The organism is SAR324 cluster bacterium, assembly GCA_015232315.1.
Taxonomy (GTDB): domain Bacteria; phylum SAR324; class SAR324; order SAR324; family NAC60-12; genus JADFZZ01.
Genome location: JADFZZ010000008.1, coordinates 1 through 17,816, shown reverse-complemented (window position 1 = coordinate 17,816; position 17,816 = coordinate 1). Strand labels below are relative to the sequence as shown.

The 17,816-nt window shown below is 45.6% G+C and carries 13 protein-coding genes; 11 read left to right on the top strand and 2 right to left on the bottom strand.

The window, feature by feature from the left end; genetic code table 11:
* Positions 1–127: 127 nt before the first annotated feature.
* From HQM11_08065 to HQM11_08030, 8 genes are all read left to right on the top strand, one after another.
* Positions 128–646 carry a chemotaxis protein CheW gene (locus HQM11_08065; protein MBF0350973.1) on the top strand — a complete coding sequence of 173 codons (519 nt, stop codon included), beginning with the start codon at positions 128–130 and terminating at the stop codon, positions 644–646.
* 19 nt (positions 647–665) lie between these two features.
* Positions 666–1,196, top strand: a complete 531-nt coding sequence (locus HQM11_08060; protein MBF0350972.1) for a chemotaxis protein CheW — start codon at positions 666–668, stop codon at positions 1,194–1,196.
* Positions 1,197–1,595: 399 nt separating this feature from the next.
* On the top strand, positions 1,596–3,965 hold the full coding sequence (locus HQM11_08055; protein MBF0350971.1) for a hybrid sensor histidine kinase/response regulator: 2,370 nt from the start codon (positions 1,596–1,598) through the stop codon (positions 3,963–3,965).
* Between the two features lie 157 nt (positions 3,966–4,122).
* The gene (locus HQM11_08050; protein ID MBF0350970.1) at positions 4,123–5,586 is read left to right on the top strand and encodes a methyl-accepting chemotaxis protein; all 1,464 of its coding nucleotides are present in this window, start codon (positions 4,123–4,125) and stop codon (positions 5,584–5,586) included.
* A gap of 328 nt (positions 5,587–5,914) precedes the next feature.
* On the top strand, positions 5,915–6,949 hold the full coding sequence (cheB, locus tag HQM11_08045) for a chemotaxis-specific protein-glutamate methyltransferase CheB (GenBank protein MBF0350969.1): 1,035 nt from the start codon (positions 5,915–5,917) through the stop codon (positions 6,947–6,949).
* A gap of 11 nt (positions 6,950–6,960) precedes the next feature.
* Positions 6,961–8,613: a response regulator gene (locus tag HQM11_08040; GenBank protein ID MBF0350968.1), complete on the top strand. Its 1,653-nt coding sequence runs from the start codon at positions 6,961–6,963 to the stop codon at positions 8,611–8,613.
* Positions 8,610–9,854 (top strand): SpoIIE family protein phosphatase, encoded by a 1,245-nt coding sequence (locus tag HQM11_08035; protein MBF0350967.1) that lies wholly within the window; start codon positions 8,610–8,612, stop codon positions 9,852–9,854. The genes HQM11_08040 and HQM11_08035 overlap by 4 nt, the downstream gene beginning before the upstream one ends.
* A gap of 55 nt (positions 9,855–9,909) precedes the next feature.
* Positions 9,910–11,409, top strand: a complete 1,500-nt coding sequence (locus HQM11_08030; GenBank protein ID MBF0350966.1) for a tetratricopeptide repeat protein — start codon at positions 9,910–9,912, stop codon at positions 11,407–11,409.
* Positions 11,410–11,454: 45 nt separating this feature from the next.
* Here HQM11_08030 and HQM11_08025 read toward each other — a convergent pair whose 3' ends face one another.
* On the bottom strand, positions 11,455–14,754 hold the full coding sequence (locus HQM11_08025) for a SpoIIE family protein phosphatase (protein MBF0350965.1): 3,300 nt from the start codon (positions 14,752–14,754) through the stop codon (positions 11,455–11,457).
* Positions 14,755–14,991: 237 nt separating this feature from the next.
* On the opposite strand from HQM11_08025, the gene HQM11_08020 reads away from it, so the two are divergent.
* Positions 14,992–15,228: a hypothetical protein gene (locus HQM11_08020; protein MBF0350964.1), complete on the top strand. Its 237-nt coding sequence runs from the start codon at positions 14,992–14,994 to the stop codon at positions 15,226–15,228.
* 93 nt (positions 15,229–15,321) lie between these two features.
* The gene (locus HQM11_08015) at positions 15,322–16,926 is read left to right on the top strand and encodes a hypothetical protein (protein MBF0350963.1); all 1,605 of its coding nucleotides are present in this window, start codon (positions 15,322–15,324) and stop codon (positions 16,924–16,926) included.
* 323 nt (positions 16,927–17,249) lie between these two features.
* On the opposite strand, the gene HQM11_08010 is transcribed toward HQM11_08015, so the two are convergent.
* Positions 17,250–17,486 (bottom strand): hypothetical protein, encoded by a 237-nt coding sequence (locus tag HQM11_08010; GenBank protein MBF0350962.1) that lies wholly within the window; start codon positions 17,484–17,486, stop codon positions 17,250–17,252.
* On the opposite strand from HQM11_08010, the gene HQM11_08005 reads away from it, so the two are divergent.
* Positions 17,485–17,816 (top strand): hypothetical protein (locus HQM11_08005; GenBank protein MBF0350961.1); only part of this gene is annotated, 332 nt, incomplete at its 3' end. The two genes, HQM11_08010 and HQM11_08005, sit on opposite strands and share 2 nt — an antisense overlap.

Here is a 17,816-nt window from a genome sequence, read left to right as displayed (position 1 = left end):
CATGAAAAAGATTTCATCACAAATTTTACATGGCTTGATTTTTGCCAACAACTCGCAGGCACCGTTTCTTTCGAAACACATGCGGTGGCACATCCCGTCACCCTTGGATTGATCAGTATGAGGCGATATGCAGGAGAATGATGTGAACAGGGAATCAGCAATTGAGCGTATTCTGATTTTCGGTATTGGCGAACTTCGCTTTGGGGTCAACATCCTTGATTTAATGATGATTTCACGTTGCATCCGGGTGACACCCGTAGCACGTTCGGCTGATTTTTTTGAAGGCCTGGTCAATTTGAGAGGAACCTTGTCGCCTGTGATCAATGCTCGCCGCTTGTTTCGGTTTCCAGTTCAGGCAAGCACCAGAGCATCAAGGTTGCTGGCACTGAAAGCTGAAAAGGGGGTTATCTGTTTGACTGTGGACTGGATTGAAGGCTTCATGAATGTGGAAACACTGAATTTGGAAAAACCGCCTGAAGTGATGTCCAATCCCTACATACAAAGTGTATTCAAAAACGGAGCACAATTGACACTCATTCTCAATACGCGAAAATTGATAAACACCGAAGAAATCCAGCAGATCATACAATCCGGCGAACTTCCGCGGTTGCTCGTTTCTTCAGAACAACTCCCGGCTGAGACATGATTGAACAAGGATACAAGCCATGAAACATATTGCTGATCTGGAACAAACGCTCCATGAACTGAGAACCAGTTTTGATGAAAATTTGACCAGACCCCTTCAACAGACCATTTCTGAAACACGGAAAATGATGGTGGGACAGTTTGGCAGAGAAAAATATGCCATCGACCTCCATTACATTCAGGAAATCATCAAGGTTCCGCATGTGACCCGAATTCCAACGGCCCCTGTGATCATTGAGGGCATCATCAATCTCAGTGGTGAAATCGTGTCGGTTTCAAAAATTCATTCCATTTTAAGGGTTTCCCCCTTGAACGATGAGGATTCAAAACGGATCGTCATTACCAAAAACCTGCGCTTTCAGACCGGGTTGATCATCGACATGGTCCATGGAATTCTGGATATTGAGGTTGACTCGATCCGGAGAACAAGCCAGGCCAGTCACACGCTGAAAAATGATTGGGTTGACGGAACACTGTTCTGGAATAATGAACTCGTTATTCTGTTGAATTTGCCCAATTTATTAGAATCTCAGGAAGCGCAGACCGGATGATCCATAAACAGAACAGGTACGTACTCGACCATAAATTTTTAACCATTTTTTCTGGTTCCCTACCTCTGGTGGGGAACCAGCCTTATCCCACCTCCGGTGGTTTGCCAAGGAGCCGTGGAAGGGCACCATCGGTAGAGACGGGTTTCAAACCCGTCTCTACAGGGAACGGTTCCAGACGAGACGTCAGGAAATTTTTGTTGCTGTAAATTTTCTGGTGACGGCAACCGATTCAAGCCATCGCGCGGTGTCATTCCGTGCTTGACACGGAATCCATCGGCGCACTCCTGGATCCCCGTTTTCACGGGGATGACATCGTGGCGGATCACAGGATTTCATCACCAACTTATTTACAGCAGGAAATTTTTTGAAACAATTTTTGAATGATTTTCCGGAGGGAAATTGGCACAAAAAGACATCTACCGATTCTTCAAGATTGAAGCCCGGGAATTGCTGGGAACATTGAATCAGGGATTGATTTCACTGGAAACCACCCCGGAAGACAGCAATGTATTGAACAAGGTTTTCCGTGCGGCACACACGCTGAAAGGCGCCTCCAGACTGGTTCAACTGAACACGATTGGGGAGATATCACATCACCTGGAATCCCTGCTGGATCATGCCAGAACCACCCCCTTATCCACAGCGCAGATTGAGCTTTGTTTTGAAGGCCTACGGGGCATTGACCTCATTGTGACAAAACTTGAAAAGGGTGAGAATCCGGAAACGGATGTGAGTGACATTCTCAGAAAATTTGATCCCGGACATCCTGCCGCATTGGAACCGGCATTGCCGGCAAACAAGACCGCAGAACCAGCACAATCTGCTGTTGTGGGCAATTCGAGTGGCCTCAACCGGGACCTTTCCCTTAAAAATCAGATTCCCGAACCTGCAAAACAGCAAGAACCACAACCTGCGGAAATAATCCCGGCACCAGTGAATCAGGAACTGAAAACCCCGGCTATGACAGAACCTGCTGTTCAAACGGACAACAGCCATTCCCAAACCCCGGAAACACCGGTGGAAGAACAGACGATTCGAGTGGATCTGACACGACTGAACACCATCATGAATCTGAGCGGTGAACTGATCATCAATAAAATCCGGTTGGAAAACAAAACCCACACGCTTCATGAAATTCACAAACTTGCCCGACAGGCTTCACCCATGCTACAACAATGGCAGAATTTTGTGGAAGCACCGGAGTTGCAACAACTGATAGGTAAAAGCGGACGCGTCAAAGAGGCGGTTTCACAGGTGAACAAAGGTCTGAATATTCAAAAACAGATTCAGGATAAAATATCTGAATTTGCGGAAGTGTTCAAACAAGATCTGAAATTGACACACTCCATCAGTCAGGGCTTGCAGGATCATGCCTTCAAGGCCCGGATGCTTCCCGCGGAAAGTCTGTTTTCAGGTTTTGGCCTGATGGTTCGTTCCCTGGGACGGGAGTTGGGAAAAGAAGCTGTTCTGGAAGTCCTTGGTGGAGAAATCGAGGTTGACAAACAAATTCTCGATGACATGAAAGCACCACTCATCCATATCATCCGCAATGCGATAGACCATGGCATTGAGTCCCCTGAAGAGCGTCTTGCCCTGGGAAAACCACCCGCAGGCAAAATCCGGTTAACTCTGGAACGGCAGGGAAGCGGCTTTTCTATTGCATGCGAAGATGATGGACGCGGAATTGATCATGAAAAAATCCGGCAAACAGCCCTCCATAGAAAATTGAAGGATAAAAAACAACTGGAAGAAATGTCGCCCAGAGATTTGCTGTATCTGATTCTGGCACCGGGTTTTTCCACTGCGGAAATTCTGACCAGTGTTTCAGGCCGTGGAATCGGGATGGATGTTGTGGCCAGTTCGGTGGCTCAATTGAAAGGGAATCTGATCATTGAAACAAAAATCGGAAGCTATGCCCGTTTCATCATTCAGTTTCCCCGGAGTCTCATGAATTTACCCTGTCTGTTCCTTGAAAGCGGTGGCGAAAACATGCTGGTCCCGCTGTCAGCCATAGCAAAAATTTTGAGAATCACTCTGGACGATATTGAAACAGAAGGCAATCAGGAAGTCATCAACTACGACGGACAAGTCATTCCACTGATTCCACTGAACCATTTGATGAATTTGCCCGGTCGAAAAACGGCCAACCGCAAGAGGCCTGTGGTGGTTGTTCATTCGAGAGGAGAGCGGGTTGCGTTTGCCATTGAAAAATTGCTGGGCATCAAGGAAGTGATTGTAAAAAATCTGGGCAATCATATTAAAAAAATTCCGAATGTCAGCGGCGCGACTATTTTAGGCAATGGTTTTCCTGTGTTGATTCTGGATCCCTCAGAAATGATCCGCAATTCTCATGGTGTCAGTCCTCAAAGCACAGAACCCACCGAACAGATTGAAGCAAAAGTCATCCACCAGATTCTGATCGTGGATGATTCGCTCACCACCCGGATGATGGAAAAAACCATCCTTGAATCTGCGGGCTATAAGGTGGATCTGGCTGTCAGTGGAGAAGACGCACTGGAAAAAGTGGAACAAACCAGTTATCAACTGTTGGTCGTTGATGTTGAAATGCCCGGTATCAATGGGTTTGAACTCACAAAAAAATTGAAAGCGTCTCAAACTTACAGTGGTGTTCCTGTGATTATTGTTTCATCGCTGGCATCGCCCGAAATGAAACGCAAAGGGATTGATTCCGGCGCGAACGCCTACATCGTCAAAGGGGAATTTGATCAGGCCGTGTTGCTGGATACGATCCAGAGCCTGATTACGTGAGAGGGGTATGATTAAATAATTATGCAAAATTTCCAAAAAAATCTTCTGCCTGAGAATCGTAGAGACGTGCTATAGCGCGTCTCTACAGACCTGCTATAGTGCGTCTCTACAGACCCGTGAAGCGGCAATTTATTAACAACCATTGAATGAGGTAAACATGATGAAAGATTGGAATATCGGAAAACGGCTGACCATGGGGTTTGGCGTATTGATTATAATTTTTGTGCTGAGCAGTGTGTTTATGCTGACACGCATCCAGTATCTGGCTGATTTTACCGAAAAACTTTATCGACATCCATTCACAGTTTCTACTACCATTCTGAGGCTCAAGGTCAATCTGCTGGAAATGCGCCGAATCATGCGGGATTTTATTCTGGAAGACAGCACCCAAATGATAGATCATGCAATCAGGGATCTGGCAACTGAAGAAAAATCAGTGGAAGAAAATCTGGTGATGATTCGTGACCGATTTCTGGGGGACATGAAGTCGATTGACAGCATGGAAAAATCATTTGAACATATGGTTGTGGTCTACCATCAAGCACTTGACCTTGGAAAAAAAGGAAAACGAATTGAAGCCATCGCTTTGATCCATGGACTAGGCAAAGAAAAAGTTTTAGAGGTTTACAAAGAAATCGAATATATTGATGATTTTGCGGTTAACAAGGCGGAGAGCTTTTTAGCCAATGCCAATGACACCAGAGATTCAACCATGCTCTGGATGAGTATCCTGGTGGGAAGTTCTGTGGTGTTGGGCCTTCTCATTGCTCTTTTCACCACACGGGGAACCACACGCCCGATTAGCGAAGCCATCACACATATGAAATCAGTGGGTACTGAACTTGAAAATGTCGCACGCCAGCAGGCGTCTGCCGCAACCCAGCAGAATTCATCCATTGCTGAAGTTTCCGCCACATCCCATGAACTGGTAGCCAGCGCCAAACAGATTGGAGAAAACACCCAGAGAGTTTCCTCGGAAGCCAAAAAAACGCTGGAAGGTGGACAAAAAGGAAAGGTGGCTGTGGATAATTCTCAGGCGGGTATGCAGAATATCAAAAAGCAGGTACAGATGATCGCCCAACACATGCTTGATCTGGGCAACAAATCCCAACGAATCGGCGTGGTGCTGGAAATCATTGATGAATTGTCGGAGCAAACCAATCTGCTGTCTCTCAATGCCGCTATTGAAGCCGCAGGCGCAGGCGATGCCGGAAGACGGTTTGCCGTGGTGGCCGATGAAGTCCGTAAACTGGCCGAACGCGCGATGGAATCCACCGGAGAAATCAAGGAACTCGTACAGGATATTCAAAAAACCGCCAATACCACCATCATGGTCACAGAAGACGGTACCAAAGTGGTGGATGAAGGCCTGAAAATGTTCAACGAAGTGTCACAAAATATTGACGGAATTGTCCAGCAGGCAAATTCCACAGCCATGGTGGCCCGTGAAATTGAAATGACCACCCGCCAGCAGACTTCTTCCATTGAACAGGTTTCAACCGCGTTGAATGAAGTGGGAATGGCCGCAAAACAAACCGAAATGAGTGCCAATCAAACATTGGAGACTGTCAGGGTGCTGGTGGATATTTCCAGAGATCTGGAAAAATTAGTGGATGGTTGATTGTTTTTTGGGGGCATATCGAGGGCAACCCACCGGGCAATGTCATCAACTTAAGCATCCAGAATGGTACTGTGAACCAATTCCCCCTTGGTTTAAGGGGGTTAGGGGGATGTAATTCTGAGGGTTAAATCCCCCAACCCCCTTTGAAAAGGGGGATTTTCTCACAGGTAATTCCTTAAGTTTACGATATTGACCCACCGGTCGCCCCTACCATTTTAATACGAAACCCAATGTACGGGCGACCCGCCGGTCGCCCCTACCATTTTAATACGAAACCCAATGTAGGGGCGACCCGCCGGTCGCCCTTTACCGCAAATGAGACAAAATCATGCTGAATGTTCTGGTAGTGGATGATTCACTGACCATTAGAAAATGGATTGTAGAAACACTGGAAGACGATCCACGTTTCAAAGTCGTGGGGGAGGCTGTCAATGGAAAAGAAGCCATCCATCTGGCGGAAAAACTCAGGCCGGATGTCATCACCATGGACATGATGATGCCTGAAATGACAGGATTGTCCGCCACGGAATACATCATGGCTCACTGCCCCACCCGCATCCTGATTGTCTCGGCCTCCACCAACCGTGGTGAAGTGATGAAAACCTACGATGCCCTGGCGGCAGGGGCGATCAGTGTCTTTGAAAAACCGGGAAACATCACCCTTGCCGGCGAAGAATGGAGTCGGCAACTCATTGAGGAAATCCTGCTCATCAGCAGAGTCCCTGTGATTCGACATATCAAGGGAACCCGGATATTAAAGCAGGCTCCCGCTCCGCAACCAGCCAACCATTATAAGGTTGTGGCCCTAGGGGCATCTACGGGAGGTCCTCAGACATTGCTGGGAATTTTCAAAAAAATTCCTGCGGATTTTCCTTTGCCAATTTTGTGTGTGTTGCATATCAGTCCGAATTTTGCCCATACCATTGCGGAATGGTTCAGCATGAACTGTGAACTGGATGTAAAATTTGCCAAAGGTGGAGAAGCGATCAACAATGGCGAACGGGGCAAAGTTTATATGGCCCCCGCGGATTATCATCTTGAAATTGAGTCCGGTCGCTTGAACCTGACCAGGTCGGAACCTGTTCATTTTTGTCGGCCTTCCGTGGATGTTTTGTTTCAATCGGTAGCAAAATCTTATAAAGATCAAGCCATTGCTGTGCTACTGACCGGGATGGGGCGGGATGGAGCCGCCGGCATGAAAAGCCTGTATGACGCCCATGGTTTTACCATGGCGCAAAATGAGGAAAGTTGTGTGATTTTCGGAATGCCCGCGGAAGCGATAAAACTTGGCGCGGCAAAACAGATCCTGTCCGATGCTGATATTCCATCGGAGTTGCTGTTACTGTCCGGTTACAAAAAATAATTCAGGAAACCATGAATGATCGCTTAAAAATACTGGTAGCCGATGACAGTCTGACCTATCGGATGATGATCAAGGAATTGCTGGAAGACAATGACTTTGAGTTGCTTCTGGCAGAAGACGGACATCAGGCGTTGCAACAGATCAGGAGAGAACAACCTGATCTTATCATTCTGGATATCATCATGCCGGGTATGGATGGCATCGAGGTCTGCCGAAGACTGAAAGATGATGAAAAGTCGCGGTTTATTCCGGTGATCATGTTGACCGCCAAAAATGAATCGGCAGACAAAATCACGGGTCTGGATGCCGGAGCGGATGACTATCTGACCAAGCCCTTCAACGAAGAAGAACTTCTGGCCAAGATCAATACCCTGTTGAGAATACGCAGTTTGCAGGGGAAACTGGGCCGGTCCTATTTTTCCCAGAAATCCATTGTGCTGGTCGCGGATGACAGTCTTACCATCCGGATGCAACTTTCAGAACTGCTGGATGATGTCGGCTACAAATCCATTCTGGCCGAGAATGGCAGAGAGGCCATTGAATCCGTAAACCGTTATTTACCGGATCTGGTGATTCTGGATGTGATCATGCCGGAAATGGACGGCATTGAGGTTTGCCGCCGGATCAAGGCCAATCCTGCCACACAACAGATTCCGGTGATCATCATCACCTCCAAAAGCAACCTTGATGAAAAGATCAAAGGTTTGAATGCCGGAGCGGATGATTATCTATTCAAACCCTATAATCCCAAGGAATTCACGGCCAAAGTCAATGCCATCTTCCGGATGAAGAAAATGCAGATGGAAGCGGAAAGAAACATCCTGGCCAAAGTGAACATGGAATTGCAGGAAGTGAATGAAAAGCTGAAAAAAACCCAGGCACAACTGGTACAGAATGAAAAAATGGTTGCACTCGGACAACTTGTCGCAGGCGTGGCACATGAAATCAACAATCCGCTGGCGTTCATCATCAACAACATGGAAATCAGTCGGGAGACGATGGAGCAATATGTGAAGCTTGGTAAACTGTATCAGCCGTCCAAAGCCTTTTTGCCTGAGGAACTCCTGAAGCCTGTGCTTGAACTGGAAGAGGAAATGGATCTGGCTTTTATTGAGCGTCATATTCCCAAACTACAGACCGATATGCATGATGGCCTGGAACGCATCAGACAGATTGTGATTGATTTAAGAAATTTTTCCCGACTGGATGAAGCCGAGGAAAAAAGCGCGAGTCTTCAGGAATGTCTCGACAGCACCCTGACCCTGATCCACCCCCAGATCAAACACAAGGTACAGATTGTCAGAGAATATCAGGAAGTTGAAAATATTCTGTGTTTTCCCGGACAGTTGAATCAGGTGTTCATGAATATCCTGAGCAATGCGGCCCAGGCTTCGGAAGAGGGCGACAAAATAATCGTCAGAATATTTTCTCAGGAGAACATGGCTGTCATCCAGGTTGAAGATGAAGGCATCGGCATGACACCGGAAGTGTTGGCTCATTTGTTTGAGCCGTTTTTTACTACCAAAAAAGTGGGTGAGGGAACAGGACTGGGCTTGTCCATTTCTTATGGCATCATTAAAAAACATCAGGGTGACATCCATTATTCCAGTGAACCGGGAAAAGGAACCATATGCACAATCAGGCTACCAATGAGATGGTTATGAAACAGAACAAACTGAACTTGCTGATTGTGGATGATGAAGACGGAATCCTGAACTCCCTGGATTTTCTGTTGCATAAAGAATATCACATCACCACCTGCCACAACGCAGAAGACGCGCTGGTCCTGATCAACAATAATTATGAATTTCAATTGGTCATTTCCGATCAGCGGATGCCGGGCCTCTATGGTCATGAACTGCTAAAGATCATTCATGAATACGCACCAGAAGCACAGGGGATCCTGCTCACAGGCTATTCTGACATGAAAAGTCTGATTGATGCGGTCAATGATGGCCATATTTATGGTTATGTCGCCAAACCCTGGGCCCCGGAAGCACTCAAGCTCATGCTGTTGAAGGCCAGACAGCATTATGAACTTTTCAGCCAGAATTCCAGACTGAACAAGGATCTGAAGCAAATGAACCAGGAACTGGAATTGAGAGTGAAAGAACGGACTGAAGAAATCGCGTTGAAAAACATGCTACTTCAGGAACGTTATGAACAACAGCAACTGGAACGCAACCAGGCACGTCTTGTTCAACAGGCACGAATGCCCGCGATTTTGCCAGGTGTTGAGGGGGCCAGGTTGTTTACCCGATATATTCCTTATGATGAACTGGGTGGGGATATTTATGACATTTACTGGCAGAAATATACGCAACAACTGGCGATTCTGCTGGCAGATGTTTCAGGACACGGGATTCCTGCCGCCTTGATTTCCTTCATGGTGGTCGATTCTTTTCAATTCACCTCCAAACGCTTTGAACAACCCCATGAAGTGGTTCGTCTGGTGAATGGCAACATTCATGGCAAACTTCCTACCGACAAGTTTGTCACGGCTTTTTACGCGCATTATGATGTTCAATCGCGGATGTTCCGTTACACCTCCGCAGGTCATTCCAATACTTTTATTTTGAGACAGTCCACCAGCAAGGTGATTACTCTCAAGGCCAATGGGTCGTTGTTGGGTATTTTCCCATCCGAAACGGCAGTAGATTGGCAAACTACCGAAATCCAGTTATTGCCCGGTGACAAGGTTTTTATCTACACCGATGGCATCATCGAAATGAAAGAACCACCTTTTCTGGATCTTGAACCTCTGCTGATCCAGTTGCTGGAACAATATCTGGAATATTCGGCAAATGCTCTGGGCGACAAGATTTGTCAGGAAATTCTTAAGCACTTCCCGTCAGGCAAGTTCACGGATGATGTGAGTCTGGTCATTCTTGAAGTTTTGGATTAGTTCCTGTGTTCCATCCAGTTTTGTTTATACATTCATTCTGTTCATGCGATCTTCCATGAAATTGATTTTAACTGATGTTGATTTTAATCATTTCAACGAACTGTTGGAACAGCACTGCGGAATGCATTATGACCGTTCCCGGGCTTACCTGCTGGAAGATGCGTTGAAACAAAGCATTGATCGGTTGAAATTCAGAAATCCGGACGAATACTATCAATTTCTAAAATACCGGGACAAGGGTGAAGAACTTGATCGTCTCGTTCAATTATTGACCATCGGAGAAACCTATTTTTTCCGGACACTGCCGCATTTTAACGCTTTGAAAAACCACATACTCCCGCCTTTGGTGGTGAGTGGTTCAACGGTGCGATTTTTATCTGCCGCCTGCTCCACCGGAGAAGAACCCTATTCCATCGCGTTATTGATGACCGAACATTTTCCGCACATCAAGTGCCAGATCACAGGAGTGGATATCAATCCGGGGTCGCTGAACCGTGCCAGAAAAGCGGAATATGAAACCAGGGCCATCAAACAAATGCCCATTGAATATCTCAAATATTTCAATCAGATCGGCCATACACGTTTTGAAATCAAACACCCTTTGCAGTATCGGATTTCATGGCTGGAAGGAAACCTGAGGGATGAAACGTTATATTCGAAAATCGGTGGTTTTGATGTGATTTTCTGCCGGAATGTGCTGATTTATTTTTCTCTCGAATCGATCCGGTTTATCATAAATAAATTCCATTCCATCCTCAATCCCGGAGGGTATCTCATTCTGGGTCATGCTGAAAGCTTACGCGATATTTCAACGGACTTTGAGAATATGGAACATAGCGACACCTTTTTTTATCGCAAAGCAGTCATTGTTCCAGACAATAAGCCCAGTCTGACGTTGAACACGTTAAACACACCAAACCGTTTTGAGCAATCCCGAGTCATGTTTCCGGAGATGGTTCGTGCCTCAACACCAAATGATTCAAGGCCATTCCCTGTGTTTCAGGAGGAACCCCAAACAGATTCCAACAGAAAGTCGGCTCCTTTAGCGTCACAAACCACTCCTGACGCTGATTATCAACGAGGCATGGAGTGGTTAAAACAGGAGAATACGCTTGAAGCTTCAATGATTTTTGAACAGCTTCTGCACCGGAATCCTGTTCATACCGGAGCCTTGACGGCCCTGGCATTGATTTTTGCTGGTAACGGCCAGTTCAATCGGGCGTTGGAGGCCTGTAATAAAGTATTGGAAAACGATGAATTTTCAGTGGAAGCCCTTTATTTAAAAGGACTTGTCCACGAACAGAAACAGGAATGGGAAACCGCCATCAAAGCCTATCAAACCGTGATTTTTTTAAATCAGGGTTTTTCCCTTGCCCACTTCCATCTCGCAGGCATTTATTCCAGACAAAAACTGGAACGGGAAGCCCGGAGGTCCTATCAGAATGCCCTGAATTATCTGGACAGGGACCAGGAACTTTACTTCCAGTTGTATTCAGGTGGGCTGTCACGACAGACACTCAAAAACCTGTGCCTGCAAAATCTTGCTACGGCCTGAATCGAAAACCGTAAAAGAATATACTGGGAATGGTTGTGAGATGTCTCACCCTACATACCGGAACACAATGGCTGAAACATCATCATTGGGGGCTTCTCCTTCAGCAAAATTATCCAACTCTTGCAGCAGTTTATTCAGCAGGGGTTCGACCTCCATTTCCCGGTTTTCCCGCATGAACTGAATCAACCGTTCCTCGCCAAACAAATCATTATGTGAATTTTTACGTTCCGTGAGGCCATCAGTGAAGAAAATGCCAAGATCTCCAGGCTGAAGAGTATAGTTGGATGCCTTACACTGGAATTCAGGTGTATGAAAAACACCCAGCATAAAACTTTTAGGGGATAACAACAGGGGGGCGTCTCCACTGGCGGGAACCAGAATAACCGGAAGATGTCCTGCGTTCAGGCAGGTGAGTTTCCCCTCTTTCCGGATTTGTAGCAGTACCCCGGTCATAAAGCGGTCATCAGGTAACTGTTCCGTCAGATGATCATTGAGATACTCCATCACATAATGCGGAATCACATTGGCTTTTTGACTGAGCAGAATATTTGCCATCATGGTCGTCAGGGCCGCGGCAACGCCATGTCCGGTGCTATCGCCCAAAAACAGGTTGAAGCCCCCTAATTCATCCTCATACATTTTATACATATCGCCTGAAACATAGTGATGCGGTTGATAACACACGGCTACTTTCAGAAATTCAGGGGGATCGTAGATGGTAAATAACCGGGATTGTAAAATCGCTGCTGTTTTCAAATCCTCCATCATCACCTGATTCTGCAGGGACAGTTCCTGAGATACTTTCTGAAATTGCAGGGTCCTTTCCTTTACCTTATCCTCCAAATGATGAATTGCATCCTGGAGTTGAATATGGAGGCCTACGCGACTCAGCAGTTCTTCTTTATGAAAGGGCTTGGTGAGGTAATCATTGACTCCGCTCGCATAGCTTTCCACCAGATCCCGAACCTGATTTTTCGCGGTTAGCATCACAATCGGCAACTCCTCCTGAGTGTATTGCTTTCTGATGTGTTGAGTGACTTCATAGCCATTCATACGGGGCATCATCAGATCCAGCACAATCAAATCAGGTTTGTTTTTTTCCAGGACGTCCAGTGCTTCAGCGCCGTCAAAGGCGGTCAACACCCTGTAATTCCTCATTTGAAGATGATTCTGCACCACCTGAATATTCACCGGTTCATCATCCACCACCAGGATGGTTTTGCTTGGGGAGGGTTGTTGATCCGGATTCTCTGGAGATACAGTGAATTCTAGGGCCTCCTGAATATCTTGTACCGCTTCTTTCTGATGAGCTTGAAGCCCTTGTCGTAAAGATGTTTCCGGAAGTGTTTGCTTCTCAGAAATCGCTAAATTGAATGAAAAAGTGGACCCCTTTCCCTCCGTACTTTCTAGAAAGATCTTTCCTCCATGGAGTTCCACCAATTTTTTAGTAATGCTTAATCCCAATCCGGTTCCTTCATGGATACGGTTTTGGGAGCCATCCCCCTGCTCAAATGCTTCAAAGATCCGTTCCTGCTTGTCCTGTGGAATACCAATTCCTGTATCTGATACTGACACCCAGACCTGATTTTCACGGGACTCAGCACGAACACAGATTTCCCCTTGATCCGTGAATTTGATGGCATTGCCCACCAGATTCAGGAGGATTTGCTGCAGGCGGTTTTCATCAGCCTCCACCAACGGAAGATTTTCTGGAATTTCAGAATGCAGAACAACCCCATTTTGCTTTAGTAACGGTCTGGAGAGCGTCAGCACCCACTGGGTCAGGTTATGAATATCCATCGGGAGCAGGTTCAAGTGGAGGTCATTGTGCTTCATTTTGGAAAAATCCAACACATCATTGACCAGGTTTGCCAAACGCTTTCCACTCTGGACAATCAGGTTGAGATTCCTGTGGATATCCCGAGACAGTTTCCCGGTGGCCCCATCCATCAGGGACTCGGCAATTCCAATGATGCCATTGAGGGGGGTACGCAGTTCATGCGAGGTGTTTGCCAGAAACTCATCCTTGAGCTGATCCACCTGATGCAGGTTCTCAATGGATTGCTTCTGAGCCAAGACTGTTTCCTCCTGGGCTTTCAACAATTTAGCCTGAGTTTCCACAACCTTCGCCTGCGCCAGAAAGTTTTCTTTTTTCAGCGTATTGATCCGATCCGCCAATCCAAGGGAGAGAAGGAGGACTTCCAGCGTTGAACCGATTTGTACCCCATATTCGGTGATGAACATAATGGGGATTATTCCGAATTGTTTTAAAATGTTTATAATTGCTGTAGTCAGTAACAGAAAATAAGCCAGAAGGAAAAACCGGGCAGAACGACTGCCTTTGAAAAAGGCGACCACAGCCACTATCAGAATGATGAAAACTGCAAAAAAGCCCGTAAGGTGTGCCAACTGGATACTATTTCTATACCGCAGGATCAGGGAGAGAGGTAAAAAAAGGAATAAGATTCCTATGAAAACTCTTAGGATTTTATCCCAGACAGGCAATAAGGTTGAGGTTTCCAAAAAGCTACGAGTGAACAGAAAAAAACATAATATAACAAGTAGTCCTGACAAAGGGACACAGAGGTTGGCCCACGCTGGAAAATGAGGCCACAGATATTGATAGGCCACTCCATAATGGTTCGACTGCCAGAATATGATAGCCGTAATAAAGAGTACATAAAACAGATAACTCCGATTTCGAATGGAGACAAACAGAAATAGATTGTAGAGGATCATGATCAGCAGGGTGCCAAAATACAGTCCGATAACTAAATGCTCCTCAGTGGATTTTGCCACAAAGGTTTCCGGAGTCCAGAGGGTAAAGAACATTTGCATGGAGGCTTCTGATTCCACTCGAATATAGATGTCCTGAAGGGTTTGTGGAGGTAGGGAGAGCACAAACACAAAATTTCGAAGAGGGATGTCCCTGTGTGCAAAGGGAATGTGATCTCCTGAGGCTTTTATCAAAAATCGTCCATCCGGTTGACGTATGAAAATCTGGACATGATCAATCCGTGGTTGAGCCAGTTCCAGGTACCAGGGGATGTTCTGTCTCAGTGGATTCTGGAGTTGCAGACGTCCCCAATAAACGGAGTTGCTGAAGCCGAAATTGGGAAAGTCGCTGGTTCCCGGAATAAAGGGGTGGGAAAAGGAAGGACTGGCCACCATGTCAATCGTCCAGGAGCCTGCCTTATCTTCTGCAAATTCCATGTGGCGTCCCAATGGAATCTGCGTTTGGGTGCCATCCAGAACTAGATGTGTCAGGGCATACAAGGGAGAGACAGTCCAGGTGGTCATGCAGAAAATAGTCAGGAGACCAAACCTGAGGAGTTTGAAGTTCATGGGTTCCTTTGTGTGAAGGCGTGAAAAAGACTCATTTAGAATTTTCGTGAAAAATCTTTGATTCAGCATCAGAAATTGCAAAAGGTTTATTGAATATCTTTTGAATCATCTGAAATTTTTTGGCAATTTGAAAGTTCACACTTCCGTCTCATTTGGAACTGTTGCTCGCAGAAGTCTTGTGTTAGAAGTAAGGAAAGAGTCCTGTTTGTTTGTGAAACTTCATCGCGAGGAACGATTATGGCTACCCGAAAATTCTTCAACACCTCTGGCCCTTGTAAATCTGATATTCATTATATGGTCAATTTTCAGCCCCGGTTTGATGACGTCCGGAAATTGATTGACGATCAGAAATATTTCATCCTGCACGCTCCCCGACAGACTGGAAAAACGACGATGATGATGCAATATGCGGAGCAACTCAACAAGGAAGGGCAATATATTCAACTACCCGCTATAATGGTGGATGACAGTTAAACCAAGAATATGAAGGGATGAATTAATCTGACTTTTTAAGTAGAAGGCATTATTAACCAGAAAAACCATGAAAGTTTTTACTGGAGTCAAACAATGCCTGCAAAATGGTCAACCAATATTGAGTTCATCCCCGTTATTTTGGAAGTTGAGGTTAATTGCTGCCCCATTTGCAATAGTCCTTTAATCATCCGGAAGGAGAGAGTTCATCATGTTCAGACGTTAACAGGGGCTCTCAAGCTGATCTGTAAGCTATCGTGCTGCTCCAATAAGCAATGTATCCATCGGAGAACACTGATCAGTCCTAAATCAGAGATTTCTATCGCCATCCCCAGATGGAGAATTGGATGGGATTTATTGTTATGGATGGGATTTGGCAGGTTTAAACGCCATTGGTCTGTTCCACAAATTCAATGTGAACTATTGGATACTCACCAAATTGATATTTCAATGGATACCATTTCCAAATATCTTGGGAAATATCAACTCATGGTTGCCGCAAGGCATCAGGACATGGACCGTTTAAAAGAAGAATATCAAGAGTGCTCCGATGTGATCCTGAGCATCGATGCATTACAACCTGAGAAAGGTCATGAAACAGTTTATGTGGTCAGAGAACTTCGTAAACAGCGAATTTGGTTTGCGGAACCGTTACTGTCCAGTTCAACATCTGAAATTCAAAAATTGATACAGCGTGCAAAAGAATGGGCACACTTTCTACAAAAACCTGTGAAAGCGTGGATTTCAGATAAACAAGAGGCTTTTGTGACAGCAATTGCGATTGAATTCCCTTATACCGCTCATCGTTATTGCAGTAATCATTTTATGCGTGATTTAGCCAAAGGGGTTCTTGAAAAAGATAGCCATTCCAAAGTCCAGATGCGTAGAAAAGTCAGAGGACTTCGTGAGATTGAAAAAGAGACTTTATCGGAGTTAGATCAGAACGACGGGGTTCTTACGGAGGAACAGCAACAATATGCGGCAGAGATCGTTTTTGACTATTGCGCCTCTGTCCGTGGGATCCTCAACGATAGTCGTGGTGGACCTTTAAATCCACCGGGTTTACGCATGTATCATGCTTTGGAGGAAGTGGTTCAATCTCTTGAAGCCAACTTAAAACTGGGGAAAACACCCATCTCTTCTAAATTAGATTGTCTCAAAAAACGCATCCAACAGGGGTTGATCATTTACGAACAGGATAAAGCAGAAATCGTGAAATATACAAAAATGGTAGACGAGGTGATGACGACACTCAATCCCTCTATCGGAACGGTTACTCAACGAGTGGAACAATTTACTGACATACAGCATCAACTTCAAAAATTATCTGCAAAAGATCCACTGGCAAAACAAATGATGCAGATTATGCAAAGTTTTGGAAGCGGTGTGTTTGTTGGAAGTGATGACTTAGAAATTCCAGGAGATAATCTTGATTTAGAGCGATGGTTTAAGAAACCAAAAGGACACGAAAGAAGGATTCACGGTCGCAAACATACGGGACTACGGTTGGTCTATGAAGGTCCAACACTTTTGCTGGCTTTAGATGCTCATTTATACCAGGAAAAGCCCTTCACTTCTTTAGAATTACTTCCCTATGTCGAGGTTGAAATACCCGACTCACAACGTAAATCGGTAGAACGCAACCGAATCATGAAAAAAGCGAGTTCTAAAAAAAAAGAGACACTTTATTTGGCTCTCTAAGAGAACGGTATCAAAAATTATTGAAATGGATGGAAAATCGTCAGTAATTTTAATCTGTAACACCTATCCACCGTTATAGCGGGTGGTTGAAAAAAGTACCTGCACAGCTCGAAATAAATTACCAAAAGATCGAGATGACAGTTAACGGTAAAGGTGGGTCAATTTTATTGTCCGCTACTGGGTCAGTTTACATGACCGGTAACACCCGAATGTCAAGGTTCGCCCACTTTGAAGGAAAAAAAGGGGGAAGTGCGTGCTTGTGATGAAGAAAGTCTGTCCTTTGCGAACGTGTGCCTCCTTGCTCAAAGAGACGCTTTTGAGGATCATAGATTGGGATCAATGCCCGCTTTTTTGAGGAGTTCCAGTAGCTGTTCTTTTTGTTGTTGCGCCAGAGCTTCCCGTTGAAGAGCCACAGACTCTCTCTGGAGTGCCTCTGCCAATTGTCTGGCAGTGGTTTCATAGAGTTTGTTACGGGCACGTTCATCCCTCACTGCGTCGAGTCGCGCTTCATAAAGCAGATAATCGCGTTCCTGTTCGGAAAATCGTTGTAATACTTCCATGGCAGACCTCAGTGCGTCAATGGTTTGTAATTCAGCAGGCAATTCATCCCAATTTTTAGCGGAATTAAAAAAATACATCCACGCCTGTTCGAAATCCAATGTGATCGCTCCGAATGTCAAGGTTCGCAAAGGTGGGGAAGAGTTTGAAATTGATGTGATGGCCTATGCCAACACGGACGTGAACGCGGTTTATCTGGTGGAAGTCAAAAGTCATCTGCGGGATGATGGAATTGATCAGTTATTGGAAAACATGCGACAGTTCCATCGTTTTTTTCCTGAACACCAGGACAAGAAAGTCTATGGCATTCTGGCAGGAGTGGATGTTTCACG